The 16,699-nt window shown below is 34.1% G+C and carries 15 protein-coding genes and 1 pseudogene; 14 read left to right on the forward strand and 2 right to left on the reverse strand.

Annotated features, from left to right (window positions below):
- Positions 1-50 precede the first annotated feature (50 nt).
- From OS191_RS00520 to OS191_RS00530, 3 genes are all read left to right on the forward strand, one after another.
- Positions 51-1,967, forward strand: coding sequence for a LysM peptidoglycan-binding domain-containing protein (locus tag OS191_RS00520; RefSeq protein WP_267153751.1), 1,917 nt, complete (start codon positions 51-53; stop codon positions 1,965-1,967).
- A gap of 123 nt (positions 1,968-2,090) precedes the next feature.
- Positions 2,091-2,579, forward strand: coding sequence for a DUF922 domain-containing protein (locus tag OS191_RS00525; RefSeq protein ID WP_267153752.1), 489 nt, complete (start codon positions 2,091-2,093; stop codon positions 2,577-2,579).
- Positions 2,580-2,581: 2 nt separating this feature from the next.
- The gene (locus tag OS191_RS00530) at positions 2,582-2,812 is read left to right on the forward strand and encodes a DUF3820 family protein (protein WP_267153753.1); all 231 of its coding nucleotides are present in this window, start codon (positions 2,582-2,584) and stop codon (positions 2,810-2,812) included.
- A gap of 31 nt (positions 2,813-2,843) precedes the next feature.
- Here the strand turns inward: OS191_RS00530 and OS191_RS00535 are convergent, their stop codons facing one another.
- Entirely contained in the window at positions 2,844-3,425 is a 582-nt protein-coding gene (locus OS191_RS00535; protein WP_267153754.1) for a hypothetical protein, read from the reverse strand.
- A gap of 175 nt (positions 3,426-3,600) precedes the next feature.
- On the opposite strand from OS191_RS00535, the gene pyrG reads away from it, so the two are divergent.
- The 7 genes from pyrG (at position 3,601) to OS191_RS00570 (ending at position 12,868) form a co-directional block, all read left to right on the forward strand.
- Complete coding sequence (pyrG, locus tag OS191_RS00540) at positions 3,601-5,241, forward strand: CTP synthase (RefSeq protein ID WP_267153755.1); 1,641 nt, start codon at positions 3,601-3,603, stop codon at positions 5,239-5,241.
- Between the two features lie 105 nt (positions 5,242-5,346).
- Complete coding sequence (gene yidC, locus OS191_RS00545; RefSeq protein WP_267153756.1) at positions 5,347-7,251, forward strand: membrane protein insertase YidC; 1,905 nt, start codon at positions 5,347-5,349, stop codon at positions 7,249-7,251.
- 88 nt (positions 7,252-7,339) lie between these two features.
- A complete protein-coding gene (locus tag OS191_RS00550; protein ID WP_267153757.1) occupies positions 7,340-8,044 on the forward strand; it encodes a toxin-antitoxin system YwqK family antitoxin in 705 nt (234 codons plus the stop codon).
- A 293-nt stretch (positions 8,045-8,337) separates the two neighbouring features.
- Entirely contained in the window at positions 8,338-9,531 is a 1,194-nt protein-coding gene (mnmA, locus tag OS191_RS00555) for a tRNA 2-thiouridine(34) synthase MnmA (RefSeq protein WP_267153758.1), read from the forward strand.
- 24 nt (positions 9,532-9,555) lie between these two features.
- Positions 9,556-11,157 carry a S8 family serine peptidase gene (locus tag OS191_RS00560; RefSeq protein ID WP_267153759.1) on the forward strand — a complete coding sequence of 534 codons (1,602 nt, stop codon included), beginning with the start codon at positions 9,556-9,558 and terminating at the stop codon, positions 11,155-11,157.
- On the forward strand, positions 11,157-12,098 hold the full coding sequence (locus OS191_RS00565) for an NAD(P)H-dependent flavin oxidoreductase (protein ID WP_267153760.1): 942 nt from the start codon (positions 11,157-11,159) through the stop codon (positions 12,096-12,098). Before OS191_RS00560 ends, OS191_RS00565 begins: the two co-directional genes overlap by 1 nt.
- 8 nt (positions 12,099-12,106) lie before the next feature.
- Positions 12,107-12,868: a toxin-antitoxin system YwqK family antitoxin gene (locus OS191_RS00570; RefSeq protein ID WP_267153761.1), complete on the forward strand. Its 762-nt coding sequence runs from the start codon at positions 12,107-12,109 to the stop codon at positions 12,866-12,868.
- Between the two features lie 7 nt (positions 12,869-12,875).
- Here OS191_RS00570 and OS191_RS00575 read toward each other — a convergent pair whose 3' ends face one another.
- Positions 12,876-13,817 carry a TolB-like translocation protein gene (locus tag OS191_RS00575; protein ID WP_267153762.1) on the reverse strand — a complete coding sequence of 314 codons (942 nt, stop codon included), beginning with the start codon at positions 13,815-13,817 and terminating at the stop codon, positions 12,876-12,878.
- 121 nt (positions 13,818-13,938) lie between these two features.
- On the opposite strand from OS191_RS00575, the gene OS191_RS00580 reads away from it, so the two are divergent.
- The 4 genes and pseudogenes from OS191_RS00580 (at position 13,939) to OS191_RS00595 (ending at position 16,699) form a co-directional block, all read left to right on the forward strand.
- On the forward strand, positions 13,939-15,318 hold the full coding sequence (locus tag OS191_RS00580) for an MATE family efflux transporter (RefSeq protein WP_267153763.1): 1,380 nt from the start codon (positions 13,939-13,941) through the stop codon (positions 15,316-15,318).
- Positions 15,319-15,395: 77 nt separating this feature from the next.
- Positions 15,396-15,748: pseudogene (locus OS191_RS00585) on the forward strand (four helix bundle protein).
- A 78-nt stretch (positions 15,749-15,826) separates the two neighbouring features.
- On the forward strand, positions 15,827-16,054 hold the full coding sequence (locus OS191_RS00590; protein WP_267153765.1) for a DUF8828 family protein: 228 nt from the start codon (positions 15,827-15,829) through the stop codon (positions 16,052-16,054).
- Positions 16,055-16,126: 72 nt separating this feature from the next.
- Entirely contained in the window at positions 16,127-16,699 is a 573-nt protein-coding gene (locus OS191_RS00595) for a phosphatase PAP2 family protein (protein ID WP_267153766.1), read from the forward strand.

A 16,699-nucleotide genomic window follows, 5' to 3' on the forward strand; every position in this document is an offset into this window, starting at 1 on the left:
TTAAGATTGTTGGAATAACTAAAAAGACATTCATTTTCAAGAATATTTCTATGAAAAAAATAATATACATATTATCTTTAGTTTTTATGTTTGGTTGTGCTTCTTCTCAAGCCCAAGACTTTAAAACACATAAAGTAAAACAAGGTGAAACCATTGAGAATATTGCAAAACTGTATCACGTTTCCGTTAATGATATTTATAGCTTAAATCCTGATGCGAAAAAGGGGATAAAAACAAATTCAGTCTTAATCATCCCTAAATCTAAAGGTTATAATCCAGCTCCGAAAGCCGTCATTGAGAAAGAGTTGGTCGGCTTTAAAGAACACCATGTTAGACGAAAGGAAACACTTTATAGCTTAGCCAAAGAATATGATGTTGAAGAAGCTGATATTAAAAAACACAACACGTTTTTATATGCGAACAACTTACGTAAAGGAGATGACTTAAAAATTCCGGTTTATAAAAAGGTTTTTAAAGTTACAGAACCAGAAGCGACTTCAAAAAAATACACTGTTTTGCCCAAAGAAGGCAAATGGCGTATTGCCTATAAATTTGGCATTACTATAGATCAACTAGAAGCTTTAAATCCCGATATGGGCGAGGTCTTAAATGTTGGAGATCAAATAAATGTGCCCAACCTAGATGTTAAAGAAGAAAAACCTATAGACGAAACTTATTCCTATTATAAAGTATTACCAAAAGAAGGCTTTTATAGGCTAAAATTAAAATTGAATCTTGAGCAAGAGCAATTAGAAATTTTAAATCCAGGGCTTAAAGAGTCAGGTTTAAAAGAAGGTATGATTTTAAAGATACCTTACAATATTGCTGTAGGAGAAACGATAAACACTAAGGTTGAAGGTGTTGATTTAACAGATAGTATTACTAGTTATAAAAGCAAGCATGTGGTAATTATGCTACCTTTTCAACTTCATAAGGTGAATGCAGATTCTCTTCAAGATGCAAAGGGAGAACTTAGCAGAAACCAACTATTAAACATGTCCTTGGATTTTCATTCAGGAGCATTAATGGCTTTAGATTCAGTTAAAAAGTTAGGAGTTTCTTTAAAGGTAGATGTGTACGACACAAAAAATATGTTGAGCGAAGTAACTCAGATTCTTAACCTAAACTCCTTTAGTGATGTAGATGTCGTAATTGGACCTTTAATGCAAAATAATATTGAAAAAGTAGCTTCAGAGCTAAAATCATACAACATTCCGGTAGTGTCTCCAATCACCAAAAATGTCACACTTTCTGAAAATGTATTTCAATCCAGACCTTCTGAATCTTTATTATATGATAAGATGGTAGATTTTGTAAAAAAGGATAGTCTAAAAACCAATGTAATTATTATTTCAGATTTAAAGCATACTAAAGTAAGCAATAACTTAAAGCAAACATTTATGTCTGCACCTCAGATATTTTCTAGAAAAAATAAAAAAGGAGAAGACGCTTTTTATATTTTAGACCAGGATATTTTAACTCATTTAAAACCGGGGAAAAATGTGGTGTTTTTAGAATCTGATAATTCCGGATTTATTTCAAATGTAACTAGTAAATTGAATTCTATGAAGAACAAAGAAAGTAACATCATCTTGGTAACCACCAACTTGAATGCTGCCTTTGAAGACGATGAGGTTTCTAATTATCACCTTTCTCATTTAGAATGTCATTTTCCTACTATTTCAAAATCTTATAACGAAGACGATAATAACTCGTTTGTAAACGCATACAAAAAACGCTATGGAGTAACTCCAAACAAGGTTGCTGTTCGTGGTTTTGATATCACTATGGATATCGTGCTGCGTTTAGTGAGTTCAGAAGATTTATACCTGTCGGCTATAGAAGCGCCTTTAACGGAATATGTAGAAAATAAATTTGCATATAAAAAGAAGTTTTTAGGCGGCTATTATAATGATACCGTTTACCTGGTTAAATATCAGGATTTAAAAATTGTTGAAGTCAATTAAAACGCTTAGCTACTTACAATATGATAAAGAATAACAGGTTTAAATTTAATGACCATGTGGCTTAAAAGAATTTTAATATGTCCTGTTTTATTAAGTTCTTTTGTCTGTTTCTCACAAAAAGATATGTCTAATATACGCTGGAATGATACCTTGCAATTGTCTTGGCAAAATTTTAAAGACCAACCAGACCCAAATACGGATGTTGTTGCAATAACAGCCTCAGGCATGACGTTTCAATATTCTATAAAAAAAAGTAACAATATTATTGTAGGTTTTACTTCTAATATTGAAACCAATTTTTACCCTGAGAAATCGTGGTATAAACCAGAGAGAGCAAATGCGCATATTTTATCGCATGAGCAACTTCATTTTGATATTACAGAATTACATGCAAGGAGATTTAGACAGCAAATATCTAAGTTAATAGTCTCAAAAAACTTACCCAAAAACTTAGACATGTTACATAATCAAATTCAAAACGACTTAAAAAACATGCAGGATTTATATGATACAGAAACGGATTATTCAAGGCAAATAGAAGCTCAAGTTAAATGGCAAAAACAAATAGCTTTAGAATTATCTAATCTGTCAAATTTTAAATCTTCAAATTAATTTTGCTACAACCAGATAAAGATTTCCTTATTAAATTGGCTCATACTAAGATGCCTTTTGGTAAATATAAAGACCGTTATCTTATAGATTTGCCGGAGTATTATGTGGTCTGGTATCACAATAAAGGGTTTCCAAAAGGAAAATTAGGGGATATGTTGGAAACCGTTTACGAACTTAAATTAAACGGTTTAGAAGATTTGATTAGAAACATAAAAAGGCAATTTCCCAGATAAGGAAATTGCCGTTTATTTTTTAGTGAAAATTTTAATCAGCCTTTTCTAAACTAATTGCCATCGCTTCGGCGTAGGTTAAAATAACAACCTGCCCAACATGAAGTTTTTGAATGAGCTCTTTGTCTTTCATTTTTATTGAAGTAAAATTCCCATTCGGACCCTCAATATTAACATACATGAAAGGTAGGTTAATAACCTGAATGGTTACTACAGCTTGAATCACGGCTCCAATAGCTGCACCAGGTTTCAAGTTGGCATCAGCTTTACCTTCTTCAGTTAGAACGACTAAAGGGTTTTTTAACTCTTCCTCCGTTGGAGCTCGAAATTCAGCTTTTATGTACTTATAAAAGCTAAAAGTAACAACATCTCCAACTTCAATATCGTTAAAACGTTTTACGTCTTCTCCTGCTGTTACTGTATGTAATTCTCCTTTAGATCCAATAATTGTAACTTCTCGAGTTTCTTTGTTGATTTCAGTAATGGTACCCTTCATTTCAACTAGCTCGCTTTGTTCTTTATCTTTTAAATCATGATCGGTATTTTGAGCTAAACTAACCTGAGCAATTAGTAAAAATAGAATTAAACACGTCCAATTGTTTGTTATAGATTTCATAAATTAAGTTTTAATTTTTTTAGTGAATAAGTTTGCGTTAAATTTAAGTTTATTTTTTTTATACCCCTGAAAAACAAGTGATTATTTTAATTAAATAATTAGAAATAAATTACTTTCAACAATGCCATATTAACGAGTTTAATTTTGTAAATTTGCAGGCGTTTAACAACGCAACATGACAACTACAACAAAATACATATTTGTAACAGGAGGCGTAACTTCTTCATTAGGAAAAGGCATCATTGCAGCTTCCCTGGCAAAACTACTTCAAGCTCAAGGTTACAGAACAACCATTCAAAAATTAGACCCGTATATCAATGTTGATCCAGGAACTTTAAATCCTTATGAACATGGAGAATGTTACGTAACGGATGATGGTGCAGAAACCGATTTAGATCTAGGTCATTACGAGCGTTTTTTAAACGTCCCAACCAGTCAGGCAAACAATGTCACTACCGGTAGAATTTATCAAAGCGTTATTGAAAAAGAACGTAGAGGTGAGTTTTTAGGTAAAACCGTACAGGTAATTCCTCATATTACAGACGAGATTAAAGAACGTGTGCAGATTTTAGGTAATTCTGGCGATTACGATATTGTAATTACCGAAATAGGTGGAACTGTAGGAGATATAGAATCCTTGCCATATGTAGAAGCTGTTCGTCAGTTAAAATGGGATCTAGGAGACAATAATGCCATTGTTATTCATTTAACTTTAGTCCCTTATTTGTCTGCAGCTGGAGAACTTAAAACCAAACCTACTCAACATAGTGTAAAGACACTCATGGAGTCTGGTGTCATGGCTGATATCCTAGTGTGTAGAACAGAACACGAATTACCACAAGAATTAAGAAGCAAATTAGCTAAGTTCTGTAATGTGCGTGAAGAAGCAGTTATTCAATCTATAGACGCTTCTACCATTTACGATGTGCCTAATTTGATGTTGGAACAAGGTTTAGATAAAGTTGTTTTAAAGAAATTAGCATTAGAAAGTCATACCCCAGATTTAACAAATTGGAACAAGTTTTTACAACGTCATAAAAATCCAACAACCGAGGTAACTATTGGTTTAATTGGAAAGTATGTGGAGTTGCAGGATTCTTATAAGTCAATATTAGAAGCCTTTATTCATGCAGGGGCAGAAAACGAAGTTAAAGTTCATGTGGAGCCTATTCATTCAGAATATATAAACGAAGATAATGCTAAAGCCAAGCTCTCTCATTTAGATGGCGTTTTGGTTGCTCCAGGTTTTGGAGAAAGAGGTATTGAAGGTAAAATTGATGCCATAAAGTATGTTCGTGAGAATAACATTCCTTTTTTAGGAATTTGTTTAGGTATGCAAATGGCTGTTATAGAATTTGCTAGAAATGTCTTAAATCTTAAAGAAGCCAGTTCGTCAGAAATGCATCCAAATACACCAGACCCTGTTATTAATTTAATGGAAGAGCAAAAAAGTGTTACAGATAAAGGAGGAACTATGCGACTTGGTGCTTGGGCCTGCGATATAAAAATGGATTCCTTAGCTCAAAAAATTTATAAGTCTAATAGCATTCTAGAAAGACACAGGCACCGTTACGAGTTTAATAACAAGTACAAAGAGCAATTGGAACATGCTGGAATGGTTGCTACAGGATTAAATCCAGAAACGGGTCTTGTTGAGATTATTGAAATCCCAACCCATCCATGGTTTGTTGGTGTGCAATACCATCCAGAATATAAGAGTACAGTTAAAAGTCCTCACCCCTTATTTGTTGCTTTCATAAAAGCAGCTTTAAAGCATAAAAAAACAGGTAAAAGTGTCACTATGGCACAAAAATAAAAATGGATTAGTTTTTGACTCATCCAAAAGTGTCTTACAATAAAAGAGTTATTAAAATAAACCACCAAAGTTCTCTTTAATAGAAAAGAAGAGAAATTATTACATATGGAAGAAAAGAAAATTGACTTAAATTCGATTATCGGATTTGTACTTATTTTTGGAATACTTGTGTACATGATGTACATGAATAAACCAACAGAAGAAGAGCAAGCAGCTCAAGAACAAGCCAAACAAGAACAAGTTGAAGCTGAGAAAAAAGCCACAGAAAAAGCAGATACCCTTGTTACAACTGCCGAAGATTTTTCTGCAGCAACTCTTACAGATTCTACACAACTAGTAGCTCTAAACAATAAACTAGGTGCATTTGCCTATTCTTCAACCTTGCCTTCAGCTACAAACAACGAAACCCTTGTAGAAACAGATGTGTTATCTCTTAAGTTTAGCAATAAAGGTGGTTATTTAACGGAGATTAAACTGAAACAATTTGTCGATTTCGATTCTATTCCTATTTACTTAGTTAGAAAAGGCAATACAGATTTCAATATTAATTTTGGAACCACAGATAGCCGAATTCTAAACACCAAGGATCTTTACTTTCAACCTACGGTTACAAAAAATGGTGAGAATACTGTAGTTTCCATGAAGCTTAAAGTCTCTTCAGAAAAATATTTAGAGTATCGTTATGAGCTGAAACCAGACGATTATATGGTAGATTTTACCATTAAATCTCAAGGCTTAAGCAATGTTATTAACAGGTCTCAGGAAGTTAATTTAAATTGGACTTTAGACACCTATCGTCACGACCAGAGTATTACTTACGAAAATCGTTATACCCGTTTAACTTACCAATACGATGGTGGGAAAATTGATAAACTATCCCAAGCAGGTGAAGATGATGAAATTGTTGAAGATGTAAAATGGTTATCATATAGACAGCATTTCTTTAGTTCTATTTTAGTGTCTAAGGAGCCTTTAAAAAGCGTAAAAATTACTTCAAAAGATTTAGTAGCTGATGAAGATATCGATACTGTTTTTACAAAACAATTTTATACCAAGTTCCCTTTAACTTTTGAAGCAGGAGAAATTAATCAACCTTTAAAATTCTATTTTGGACCAACAGATAGTAAAATTTTAAAGACCTATGAAAACAATTTAGACGATAGTATTCCCTTTGGTTGGGGAATTTTCGGATGGATTAATAAAGCCTTATTTATTCCTTTATTCGGATTCTTAAGTGGCTTTCTTCCATACGGAATTGCCATTATTGTTATGACCATTATTATTAAATTATTAATGTCTTTTGTTCAATACAAGCAATTCTTATCTCAGGCAAAATTAAAGGTGTTAAAGCCAGAATTAGATGCTATCAGAGAAAAGCATAAAGACAATAAAATGAAAGCGCAACAGGAAACTATGGCGCTTCAAAACAAAGCAGGAGCAAGTCCCTTAAGTGGTTGTATTCCTGGATTAATCCAGTTGCCAGTGTTCTATGCCTTGTTTATGTTTTTTCCTACGGCTTTCGATTTAAGACAGAAAAGTTTCCTTTGGGCAGACGATTTATCATCATACGATGCTGTAGCTTATTTGCCATTTAAAATACCATTTTATGGAGACCACGTAAGTTTGTTCCCAATCTTGGCAGCCATTGCTATTTTCTTTTATATGAAAATGACAACAGGACAACAAATGGCATCGCAACCAACACAAGAAGGGATGCCTGACATGGCAAAAATGATGAAGTATATGATTTACTTCTCTCCATTAATGATGTTATTCTTCTTTAATAACTATGCCTCAGGATTAAGTTTATATTACTTTATTTCAAATACCATTAGTATTGGAATTATGTTGGTTATTAAGAATTATATTCTTGATGAAGATAAAATTCATGCCCAAATTCAGGTAAATAAAAAGAAGCCTAAAAAACAGAACAAATTCCAAAAGAAAATGGAACAAATGATGGAACAGGCAGAAGAGCAAAAACAAGCGCAGCAAAAGCGTAAGAAATAATTTAAAGCTGCCACCTTTGGCAGCTTTTTTGTTATACTATTTTAACGTCCAAGACGTTTTATAAAGAGTTTAATTTTTTTTAATGAATATGAAACAGATTCTAGTTATTTTATTTTTATTCATTCCAACTATATTCATAGCACAGAACATCAATCAACTTGATGAAAATGGTAAACGACATGGTATATGGAAAAAGAATTTCGATAAAACCCAAATCATTCGGTATGAAGGTGAGTTTTATCATGGAAAAGAAATTGGGGTTTTTAAGTTTTATAAAAATATCAACAACGAAGCTGTTTTAACGGCTACCAAACACTTCAACGACAAAGACAATTTAGCTGAAGTAACTTATTATGCTTCCAACGGAAAAGTAATTAGTAAAGGTATCATGAACGGGAAAGATTATCAAGGCGAATGGACCTACTATCATAAAAATTCCACACAGGTTATGACCTCAGAACATTATAACAACCAGGGCCAGTTGGATGGTGAGAGTTTGGTTTATTATAATTCTGGTCAGCTAGCAGAAAAACGAGTTTATAAAGATAATAAACTACAAGGCAAAGCCACTTGGTATTATGAAAACGGAAATGAAATGAAAACCTATGTTTATAGTAAGGGGCTTTTACATGGGGAAGCCAAATTCTATGATGCCACTGGCGCATTAGAAATAGAAGGGCAGTACAAAAACGATAGAAAAGATGGGATTTGGAAATACTATAAAAATGGGGAATTAACGGAAGAAAAGGATTTTACAGTATATAGTAAAAACCCATATTTGAAGAAGGATTAAAATGCCTCTAAGGGATTAAAAATATAAAAGCTCCTTATAAAAATAAGGAGCTTCACTTTTTTAGGTATATCTCAAGTTGAGTAAGCTATTAATCAATCGAAGTAGGAGTCCACCTAAACATAAGTGAAGTAAATATATACAAAATTATCAAGATTTAAAACTTTCAAAACTTAAAAAACACCATATCCTTTGTAAGTGTCTGTAGGTAAAAAGGTTAAATCAAGTAGTTTTTTATTAAAAACAAGTAAAAGAGTCAGATTTATGTAAAATCAGTATCTTTGCAAACCAAAATTATGAAAAAGAAACGTGTGATAGTTGGACTTTCTGGAGGAGTAGATTCCAGTGTAGCAGCCTACTTGTTAAAAGAACAGGGGTATGAGGTTATTGGCTTGTTTATGAAAAATTGGCATGACGATTCTGTGACCATTTCTAACGAATGTCCTTGGCTGGACGATAGCAACGATGCTATGTTAGTCGCAGATAAATTAGGCATTCCTTTTCAAACCGTTGATCTTAGTGAACAATATAAAGAACGTATTGTTGATTATATGTTTAACGAATATGAAAAAGGAAGAACACCAAATCCAGACGTGCTTTGTAACCGTGAAATAAAGTTCGATGTCTTTATGAAAATTGCCTTGGAGCTCGGAGCAGATTATGTGGCTACGGGGCATTATTGTAGAAAAAGTACCTTTGAGAAAGATGGAAAGCAAATGCATCAGTTATTAGCTGGAGCCGATAACAACAAAGACCAATCGTACTTTTTGTGTCAGTTATCTCAAGGCCAACTTGCAAAAGCCTTATTTCCAATTGGCGAACTACAAAAATCAGACGTTAGAAAGATTGCAGCAGAACAAAACTTGATTACTGCAGATAAAAAAGATTCCCAAGGACTTTGTTTTATTGGAAAAGTGAGATTGCCAGAATTTCTTCAGCAACAACTGAAGCCAAAAGAAGGCCTGATAGTTGAGGTGTCAGAAAATTTTGAGGCCTATCATCAAGAGATTCCAAGTTTCCCATCTAAAGAAGAGGCACTTCAATATGCATCAAAAAAGATTCCATATACGCTTCAAGATGGAAAGGTGGTTGGAAAACATCAAGGGGCTCATTATTTTACTAAAGGACAGCGTAAAGGCCTGGCAGTGGGTGGTACAGTAGAACCTCTTTTTGTGATAGATACAAATGTGGACGACAATATTATTTATACCGGACAAGGGAAAGAGCATCCAGGACTGTATAAATCAGTACTTTTTGTTTCAAACGAAGAATTACATTGGGTTCGTGAAGATTTAAAATTGCAGGAAGCCGAAACTATGGAGGTGATGGCAAGAATTCGTTACAGACAAGCCTTGGAAAAAGCAACCTTATATAAAGTGGCTTCAGGATTGTATGTAGAATTTCAAAACCCTCAGTCTGCCATGACCGAAGGACAATTTGTTGCTTGGTATCTAAAAGATGAATTAGTTGGTTCAGGAGTAATTTCTTAAATTGCATGAGTAAATTATACACTCATGACCTCAAGACTACTTTTTTTATTACTACTTTGTTTTCAACTTCAGATTTTTGCCCAAGAAGATGCTTGGGTTTATTTAACAGATAAAGAAAATGTCGCTGCCTCTATTGCAGACCCTATTTCTATTTTAACTCAAAAAGCTATTGATAGAAAAGCAGCACATGCTGTGCCTATCGATGCTCGGGATGTGCCTGTAAACGAAACATATATTTCTCAAATAAAAACAGAACCTGGAATCATAGTTCTTGCCAAGTCCAAATGGTTTAATGCAATCCATGTTAGAGGTAGCGAAACAGATATCAATAATTTATCAGGTTTGGCTTTTGTGGATAACATTGTTTATGCCGATAATAATTTGAATGCTAGAACTAGTGAGCCAGAGAATAAATTCAATTTAGAAACGCTTCGTGCAACTTTTAATTATGGGGCTGCTACCAATCAAATTGAAATGATTCAAGGAGATCTGCTTCATCAGGAAAATTATACCGGAACAGGCTTGACTATTGCCGTGATTGATGCAGGTTTTCCTAACGTGAATACTATGGGAGGTTTTCAGCGTTTAAGAGATAATAATGGGATTCTTGGAGGTTACGATTTTTTTGATAGAAACCCAGATGTCTATGCCAATACCTCTAGTTCTCATGGAACACTGGTTTTAAGTACCATGGCTGGATATATTGAAGATTCCTATGTTGGTACAGCTCCGGATGCGTTTTATTATTTGTTTAGAACTGAAAATGCACCAAATGAAAACCCAGTAGAAGAAAGTCTTTGGGTAGAAGCTGCCGAACGTGCTGATAGTTTAGGAGTCGATATTATCAATTCTTCATTGGGATATAAAACTTACGATAACCCCAATTATACTCATTCAGATGCCGATTTAGATGGTTTGACTACCTTCATTAGTAAAGGAGCTAATATGGCTTTCGAAAAAGGAATCTTAGTGGTGAATTCAGCTGGAAACTCTGGAGCTAATGGTCTTGGCGCTCCTGCAGATGCAGCTGGAGTTTTTACTATTGGAGCTGTGGATTCTAATGGTGATTATGCGACGTTTAGTTCCCAAGGGAGTGCCTTTCAGCCGACTCAAAAACCAGATGTTGTTACTCAAGGTCAAGCTAGTGCAATTATATGGTCTAATAATACTGTTGGGGCTGCTAACGGAACATCATTTAGTTCTCCAATTATGGCAGGCGCTATAGCTTGTTTGTGGCAAGCGCTACCAGATTTAAATAATGCTGAAATCATGCAACTGGTTCGAGAATCGGCCTCACAATACAGCAGTCCAGATCATCTTTTAGGTTATGGTATTCCTAATTTGACCATGGCTTTAAATAACGGTTTAAGTATCGATCAGGTTCATAACATTCAAAAGAACATTCAGGTGTATCCAAATCCGGTTATAAATGAGCTTCATTTGTCTTTGCCTGTAACTGAAAAACAAGTTCAGGTGGTTTTTTATAATATGATAGGAAAAAAGGTCTTAGAAGCAAACTTGGATAAATCGTCAATAATTAATGTCTCGTCTTTAGCAAAAGGTGTTTATTTGTTGAAAATGAAAACCCAAAATAAAACAATAACCAAAAAAATCATCAAAAAATAATGCAGAATAGAATTACGCAACTTTTCAATACAACATATCCAATCATCCAAGCAGGTATGATTTGGAATTCCGGATGGCGTTTAGCCTCAGCTGCCAGTAATGCTGGAGCTTTGGGTTTAATTGGAGCAGGATCTATGTATCCTGACGTGTTGAGAGAACACATCCAGAAATGTAAAAAAGCAACCGATAAACCTTTCGGGGTAAATGTACCCATGTTATATCCAAATATTCAGGAAATCATGGATATCATTGTAGAAGAAGGTGTAAAAATTGTGTTTACCTCTGCTGGAAATCCGAAAACTTGGACCAGCTGGTTGCAAGAAAAAGGGATTACGGTGGTTCATGTGGTTAGCAGTGTAAAATTTGCTCTAAAAGCTCAGGAAGCTGGTGTAGATGCTATTGTTGCAGAAGGGTTTGAAGCTGGGGGACATAATGGAAGAGACGAAACAACTACCTTAACTTTAATCCCAATGGTAAAGGAACAATTACAAATTCCATTGATTGCAGCTGGAGGGATTGCTACAGGAAAAGCCATGCTGGCTGCCATGGTTTTAGGCGCAGATGGAGTTCAAGTTGGTAGCCGATTTGTAGCTAGCGAAGAAAGTTCTGCACATCAAGCGTTTAAGCAAGTGGTAGTAGATGTCAAAGAAGGAGATACCCAATTAACTTTAAAAGAACTGGCACCTGTTAGACTGGTGAAAAACAAATTCTTTAACGAGATTCAAGACCTATATAAAACCTCTCCAACAAAAGAGCAGCTTATAGAGTTATTAGGAAGAGCCAGAGCCAAACGTGGCATGTTTGAAGGCGATTTAGAAGATGGCGAGTTGGAAATCGGACAAATTGCAGGCCTGATACACGACATCAAACCAGCTGCTCAAATTGTAGTAGATATGATGCAGGAATTTGAGGAGGCTAAGCAGTCTGTTTCTAATCTTTAAACTTATAGATGAATTTAAAACATCTAACAACTCTTTTCTGTCTGATATTCTGTGTGTTGCTTTCAACTGCCCAAAAGCCAAGAAAAGTAAAAAAGGTATCAGAAAAGTTGTCGTTTTCAACAGCCAAATATGAAGTGTTGAAATCTAATAAGAACAAGAAACATGGTTTTTATAAAGAATACGATGATTATTATAGAAGACTTATTGTTTCAGGACAATATGATTTAGGAAAAAAAGAAGGTTTATGGAAAGAGTGGTATCAATCTGAAGATCTAAAAAGTGAAGGAAATTATCTAAATGATGAAGAAGTTGGTGTATGGGTATTTTATGATGATACTGGAAATTTACTGCATAAATATGATTACGATTCAAAAACATTACTGTATTCTAAAGAATGTGGAAATGATAAGGAGTACGAAATCCTTATAAAAGAAGAATCTGTATGGAAAACACTCGATTGTCCTCCTTCTATTCTTGGAGGCATGAACTCTTTAACTGTAGATTCAGCATATATTTTCTCTAAAAGTAGATTTAATGTCAAAGAAGTTGGAGGAATTTATGCAAACATTTCCATACATATTAGAAAGGATGGTACTGTTGGTGAGATGAAAGCCAATAATTCTTTTTTAAATTCAGATTACATAGCAATTCTAGAAGATGCAATAAACAATAAGGAAGTAGTTTGGTTGCCAGCTGAACTCGATGGTGAAAAAGTGGATGCGTATGTAAATTTTAAATCTAGTATAACGAGTAGTAGGAGAACGGAATAAACTTTAATTACTCTTGTTTGCTTAACAAATCATCTATAGAAACCTGATACAAGCTACTAGAACCATTACCTGCTTTGTTTAATTCAGTAATAAATTCTTCAGTAGTTAAGGGTTTTTCTTGTAGTATGTTTGTCTGGTCTCGTTTGCTAGTAAAGTACAAGGTATTGGTTTTAGTATCCACAAAAGGACAGTAATCCATTTTATCAGAATTGATGGTATTGCCTAAATTTTTCGCAATAGTCCAACCTTCATCTGTTTTAAAACTAATATATAAATCACCACTCCCAAAACCATCTGTTCTATTATAACTCCCAAATAGTAAATAAGATTCATCAGGAGCTATAAAGGCATTGTATTCATAGCCTTCAGAATTTATGACATCGCCTAACTTTTTAGGAGTTTCGTACCTGTTGTTTATAAATGCACTCACATAGATATCATCTTTTGTTTTTAATTCTGTGTTATCTCTTGTAAAATAGAAGTTCCCATTATCAGCAATTGACGGATAAAACTCACCATGCTCCGTATTTATCGGAGATCCCATATTTTTAGGTTCAGACCAAGCATCCTTTAAAGTTGGCCGTTCTACATACCAAATATCAAAATCTTTAGGTTCTAAATCTGTTGGGTCTAAAGCTCTAGATGACACAAAATAGAGTGTCAAACCATCATGAGAATAAAACGGTTCTAAATCAAAAAACTGTCCAGAAAAAGAGACAACTTCTGCTTTTGTCCAGGTATTGTTTACTTTTTTTGAAGTAACAATTGCAGACAAATTGCCCATCACACTTTGTGCAGTAAACATAACTTCATGGCCATTAGGTGAGATAGCAACATCTCTAACATGAGGAAAACTGTTGGTAGCTTCTGCCAGAAATACTTTTGGAACTTCTTGAGAAAAACAAAAGAAAGAAGACATGAACATGAAAAAGGCAATATAAAATCTCATAGTTATATTTTTTATGACAAGATAATTCATGCCGTTTAATAGAATTCTTAAAAGCGTGTTAATATGTTATAAAAAGCATGCTTAGTTAGTATAACAAAAAGCGAAATACTACTTTTGCAAAATGGTTTTGAAGAACTACACTAAAGAATTTAAATACAACTGGAAACTGTCGGCTCCCGTCATGCTAGGCATGCTTGGGCATACCTTTGTTCAGTTTATAGACAACATCATGGTTGGGCAAATTGGTACGGCCGAATTGGCTGCTGTGTCTTTAGGAAACAGTTTTATGTTTGTTGCCATGTCTTTGGGGATTGGTTTTTCAACAGCTATTACTCCTTTAATTGCCGAAGCCGATGCGGCTAATAATTTCACTCGTGGAAAATCTGCTTTAAAGCATGGGTTGTTTTTATGTACATCTTTGGGGCTCGTGTTATTTGCCATGTTGCTTTTTGCAAAACCTCTAATGTATTTAATGAAACAGCCAATTGAGGTAGTAGAGCTAGCTATTCCGTATCTGGATTTAGTCGCGTTTTCATTAATTCCTTTAATCATTTTTCAGGCGTTTAAACAGTTTAGTGATGGGTTGTCTATGACCAGATATCCCATGTATGCTACTATTTTAGCAAATGTTCTCAATGTTATTTTTAATTACTTACTGATTTTTGGAAAATTTGGTTTTCCAGAACTAGGCATTGTTGGAGCTGCTTATGGAACTTTAATTTCTAGAGTTGTCATGGTAGCTTATATCTGGTGGTTGTTAAAAGGAAAGGAGAAATCGAAGGCTTATGTAACCAATATCAAAATTTTTGTATTGGATAAGTTCATGCTTAAAAAAATGTTGAATTTAGGATTTCCAAGCGCCATGCAAATGTTTTTTGAAGTAGGTATTTTTACTTCTGCCGTTTGGATTAGTGGGTTGCTCGGTAAAAATCCACAGGCAGCCAATCAAATAGCTTTAAATTTGTCGTCCATGACTTTTATGATTGCTACGGGCTTAAGTGTTACAGCAATGATTCGTGTTGGAAACCAAAAAGGGTTGAAGAATTTCTCGGAGTTGAGACGAATTGCATTTTCCATATTTTTATTAGGAACCATTTTTGCTGTGTTTTTTGCATTCATCTTTTTTATTTTTCACAAGCATCTCCCAAAAATATATGTCGATTTTAACGATTTAGAAAATTTAGTAGATAATACCGAAGTGGTTGCTATAGCTTCCAAACTATTAATTGCAGCAGCATTTTTCCAGATAAGTGATAGTATTCAGGTAGTCATGCTCGGTGCTTTAAGAGGTTTGCAGGATGTTAAAATTCCAACCATTATCACCTTTATATCTTATTGGATGATTGGCTTTCCTATTAGTTTTTTCTTAGGAAAAGAAGAACTATATGGCAGTTTTGGGATTTGGCTCGGACTTTTAGCTGGATTAACAACAGCAGCCATTTTATTGTATATCCGATTTAACTATCTTACGAAGAAATTAATTCTTAAGAGTGCTGCCTAAAGTAAAAAGTGCTTTAAGTGTGCTAAAGTACTTGGAGGGCTTTAAGGTTTCTGAATAGTGATGAAAACTGATTGGATATGACAAATAAGGAATTTGCCCAGCAATTGGAAAAAAGAACGCTTAGGTTTGCCATGGATGTGTTGATGTTTTCTAGGAGTTTACCTAACAGTCCTGAAGCTTTAGTATTAAGAAACCAGCTATCCAAATCAGGAACTAGTATTGGAGCTAATTATCGTGTAGCAAATAGATCTAGAAGTCCAAAAGACTTTAAAAATAAATTAAAATATGTGTTGGGGAAGCCAGTGAAACAGATTATTGCTTAGAAATTATTGAAACTCTCCATTGGAGTAAAAATGATAATTTTAAACCTTTAAAAGCTGAATCTAAAGAACTATTGGCTATTTTTACATCCGTAGCAAACAAACTATAAATAATTATAAACATAAAACTCTAGACAGTCTAGTGCACTTTAGACACTTAAAATTTTAGACACTAATAACTTTTAAACATGGACTTCCCAAAATTCTTACTAGGTGATAACACCGACTTTCCAACAGCAATTTTTGTAATACATACAGAGTTTCCAAGATTTATTATTAATTTAGAAAACGACGATGTAGAATGGCTCGAGGATTTCGATCAGCACGATCAAAAAGAACTTGAAACTGAAGCTGAAGGCCTAATCCAGCAAGCTACAGATTTCTATGATAGAGAAATTTCTCGCTATGAAGATTAATTTAAATAATTGAAACAACAAGCACTTTAGGCACTCATAACTTTAGACACTTATAACCGAGACACGTTAAACATGATAGAGCAATTAGTACAATTAGACACGGAACTTTTTTTATACCTGAATAATTTAGGAAGCACCACTTGGGATGCTTTTTGGATGTTTTACACCACAAAGTTTTATTGGATTCCGTTTTATGCTGTTTTATTGTATGTTATTTTTAGACAACATTCTCCTAGGATGTTTTTAATTATTTTAGTTACTGTGGCCCTTATGGTAACCTTTACAGACCAAATAACGAATTTGTTTAAAGATGGCTTCCAACGTTTAAGACCTTGTCATCAGGAAGGTGTCAAAGATGTCATGAGAATTGTAAAGAAAGGCTGTGGTGGACAATATGGCTATTTTTCTGGTCATGCTTCAAACTCTATGGCTGTAGCAGTTTTTGTAGGTTTATTGTTAAGGCAAAAATACCAATATCTTATATTTGGTTTACTTTTTTGGTCTGCTGCAATGGGTTACAGTAGAATTTATATTGGAGTTCATTATCCCTTAGATGTATTGTGTGGGTTTATTTTTGGGGCACTTTCTGGGTTCATGTTTTATAAACTAAGTCAGTATTTAAAACATAAATTCAAACTACACTAG

This window comes from Xanthomarina sp. F2636L (assembly GCF_026410195.1).
In the GTDB taxonomy this organism is placed as follows: domain Bacteria; phylum Bacteroidota; class Bacteroidia; order Flavobacteriales; family Flavobacteriaceae; genus Xanthomarina.